We start from the raw sequence: 3,255 nt of genomic DNA, 5'->3' as shown, positions 1-3,255 counted from the left end.
GTAATAGTTTCGGGGCCTCTAATGCAGCGTTTACCCTGTAGTGAGGAAGTAAACATGATAAGTATACCACTTAACGAGCCGAGTAAAACTATCAGTGTTCCATTTTATGGTTCAGATCTATATATCATAAATTATAATGGCGAGCCTTACGTACCAATGAGACCTATTGTTAAAGGTATGGGGTTAAACTGGAAAAGCCAATTAACAAAATTAAAACAACGGTTTAATAAAGGTATAGTGATTTCCACCATACCTACGAAATGCGGTTCACGGTCAATGATCTGCCTCGCTCTCCGTAAACTGACGGGCTGGTTAACAACCATTTATCCCAACAAAGTTAAGCCTGAAATCAGAGATAACGTTATCCGTTATCAAAATGAATGCGACGATGCGCTTTATGCATACTGGACAAAAGAGGCAGTAAAAGCAAAAGAACAAACGCCCCTTCAGCAATCTGACTTTAAATATATTATCAGAATGGAGGTTTACAATAGCCATCAAAATGAAAGAAATATATTTACCGGAGGAACAGAGACACCAATAGGTATCATTGAGGGTATAGCTAGACGATATGGTTATCACATTAACAAAATAACCCCTCTGCCAATTAACACGCTCTAATTCCCTAAGGGCAGACTTCTGCCCTTCTGCACATTGATTAATCACTCCATTTGAAACGGAAGGATTAAGCCAAAGTGAGGACCACGGAATAATCAATAAGTTGCCGCAGGTGTCCGAAAATTTTCATATACCCCCCTTGAATGACAAGAGGAGCCTCCCAAATCAGAGCCTCCTAAATTTCATGCGGAAAAGTTAAAAGGTGAGAAATGTCATCTTTATGTAACCTGTTGATTTTGCTTAATTCCGGCTCAGGGACGGAATTCAATTAAATCAATGAGTTAAAAGGGGAGAATTATCCTATTTAGATAAGTGATTGATTTTACTTAATTCCTGCATGGTGACAGAAATTAAATAAATCAATGGGTTACAATATCGAGAAATTTCGCTTTTAGAATACTAAGTCTTATCAGACACCTGACAAATTCTATTAATTCCCCGCCTGTCATTTTATGTCATCCTGCCAACAAAACATGCTGCCTATCAAATATTAGTCAAGCCGTACTTTCCCGTATTGATGAACCCTTTTATTGATGTTCACCGGCGGAGAAGTCTCCCACCGCCTTCATGTTATTTAGCAATGTGTATTGTTGATTAGATGAGGGAATGAATATGCAAGATAAGAAGCCTGATGTACCTGTCTCAGATGATAGTAATCTCGTGATTGTTACAACACCGGAATATGTCAAAGAAGCTATTGCAGAACATGCTGCTAGTCGTAATCACCCAGATGCCACACTGCAAGATAAAGGTTTTGTTATCCTGAGTAATGATACTGGCAGTGATAGTGAAACAATGGCTGCAACACCAAAAGCAGTGAAAACAGCTTATGATTTGGCGAGTATTGCTAATCAGCATGCCAGTAATGCAAATAATAATGCCAATACTCGCTTAGCAAAAGACCAGAACGGAGCTGATATTCCCAATAAAATATCCTTTGTGAACAACTTAGGTTTAAAAAAAGACTTAGATGGCAAATTTTCATGTGTAGAATATCAGATCGGTCCAAAACATGATGTAATTGATTTTGATAAAATAAAACCAAACAGTACCTTCTACGGATATAGGGAAGCACTCAATTCATCTGGGATGTATGGGGTAGGTATGGATGTTAGAAATGCTAGTGATCAATATGGATTTCAACTTCATGTTTACTATAATACCCCGCGCATAAGGATTAGGAATGTTTATCTAGAAGATAATATCAGTATAGAAAAGTGGACTTCTTGGAGCGATATTTTGGTTCATGGGACGTCTGCAATTGTAGATGCTTCAGGATCGTACAAGCCTGCCTCACCTAATATAAATATCTGGACTGATGGTAAGTATGAAACGAATACAGAATCCCAAAATGCTATCGTTGAACGCTTATCAGAAGGTATTTATCTCATCAAAGGTATTATGGGATTCAATACCGATGAAGCAATGAATAATATTGAGATCCCACTATGCCAAAACAAGTTGCCATTAGTTTGGGTCAACCACGAAATCCTACCCGATGGCTCTATCAAATTAATGACCTACCACCGTGAACACTCAGACGCTCCTGCTTTCGCCAGAAATATACGTGAAGGTTACGCTGACGGTGATTTGATCGATATTCCCGATGGCAGATTTGTTTCTGTTCGGGTGCAAATGCCTGACACTAAATAATCACAATCTTAATTCTTCCGTCGCTTTCAAAATATAATCTGGAGGTAATACTATGTATGATTGGTCTGGAACTGTTTCTGGAAAACTTCAACAAGGTCAACCTACTGGGCTAATACTCCACAAAGGGGATGTAATCTCTGTGACTGCTTCGGGATGGGTTCAGTATAAAATTGATAATACACCCAATCCTTGGTCTGCCCCTCAAGGCGTACCTCCTCGCCCTCCCGGAGGAGCTTTAGTCGCAAAGATTGGCGATAATACCTATGAAATTGGCAATGGAGTACTCCACAGGACAGTTCCCACAGAAGGTGAGTTAACCCTTATATTTTTAGATAGCGCTTATGAAGATAATTCTGGTGGCTTTGATGTCAACGTTAAAATAGAGTCACGTTATTCGCCTCTCCAAGAAATAAAATAAATAACCAAAATGCTAACCCGCAATTTTTTTGCGGGTTCATCATTTCGCTGACTTCACTCCACCTGTTCAGCCTGATCAATATCAGCCGTAACCTCTGCCGCCTTCTGCTTCACATTCCACACCGAATTTTCCGGCATCTGGACACGGACATCCAAGCGACAGCCTTCAGGAATATCGCACGGTTCACCGTCCTGATAGTACACCTTTTCCCCGTTCACAAGGGCTTTTATCCGCTTATTCTGAAAGCGTGCCGGTAAGTGGGGATGCTGACGATGGAAGGTTTCAATCGTGATACTGCCATCTTTGTTCACCTTGTCATCAATGTAGATAAGCTCCAGTCCGTTGTTGTTCTTCGGCGAGGAAATACCCCCATGCACACCCCAGGCACCATCCGCGTTATAGCCTAGCACACCTGTCACCTGATAATGACCGAGGCCGAGTTTAGAAACAGTCGCGCCTTCAGATTCGTCGTTAGTTTCGAATTTACCATCGGGATGGATTTGAATGATAGGGGAGGATTTTCTGATAATACCATCCTGACCTGCATAAACATTCCCTCCCCACCC

Annotated in this window: 4 protein-coding genes; 3 read left to right on the top strand and 1 reads right to left on the bottom strand. The window is 40.8% G+C overall.

All coding sequences use genetic code 11. The annotated features are described in order from the left end of the window. The 3 genes from AACS90_RS23390 to AACS90_RS20865 form a co-directional block, all read left to right on the top strand. A partial coding sequence (locus AACS90_RS23390) for a phage antirepressor N-terminal domain-containing protein (protein WP_371635748.1) occupies window positions 1–621 on the top strand: 621 nt, incomplete at its 5' end. 609 nt (window positions 622–1,230) lie between these two features. Then, window positions 1,231–2,271, top strand: coding sequence for a phage tail fiber protein (locus AACS90_RS20870; protein ID WP_241538340.1), 1,041 nt, complete (start codon window positions 1,231–1,233; stop codon window positions 2,269–2,271). 52 nt (window positions 2,272–2,323) lie between these two features. Continuing rightward, entirely contained in the window at window positions 2,324–2,689 is a 366-nt protein-coding gene (locus tag AACS90_RS20865; protein WP_099123624.1) for a LecA/PA-IL family lectin, read from the top strand. 53 nt (window positions 2,690–2,742) lie between these two features. Here AACS90_RS20865 and AACS90_RS20860 read toward each other — a convergent pair. Further along, window positions 2,743–3,255 (bottom strand): phage tail fiber protein (locus AACS90_RS20860; protein WP_241538339.1); only part of this gene is annotated, 513 nt, incomplete at its 5' end.

This window comes from Xenorhabdus sp. KK7.4 (assembly GCF_963876465.1).
GTDB lineage: Bacteria > Pseudomonadota > Gammaproteobacteria > Enterobacterales > Enterobacteriaceae > Xenorhabdus > Xenorhabdus stockiae.
Note: the sequence above shows the minus strand (reverse complement) of the source record. Positions and strands in the feature narration are given on the sequence as shown.

Bases quoted from the DNA above. Each gene is read 5' to 3' on its own strand.
- AACS90_RS20870 (WP_241538340.1), top strand. From the start codon at position 1,231: ATGCAAGATAAGAAGCCTGATGTACCTGTCTCAGATGATAGTAATCTC.
- AACS90_RS20865 (WP_099123624.1), top strand. From the start codon at position 2,324: ATGTATGATTGGTCTGGAACTGTTTCTGGAAAACTTCAACAAGGTCAA.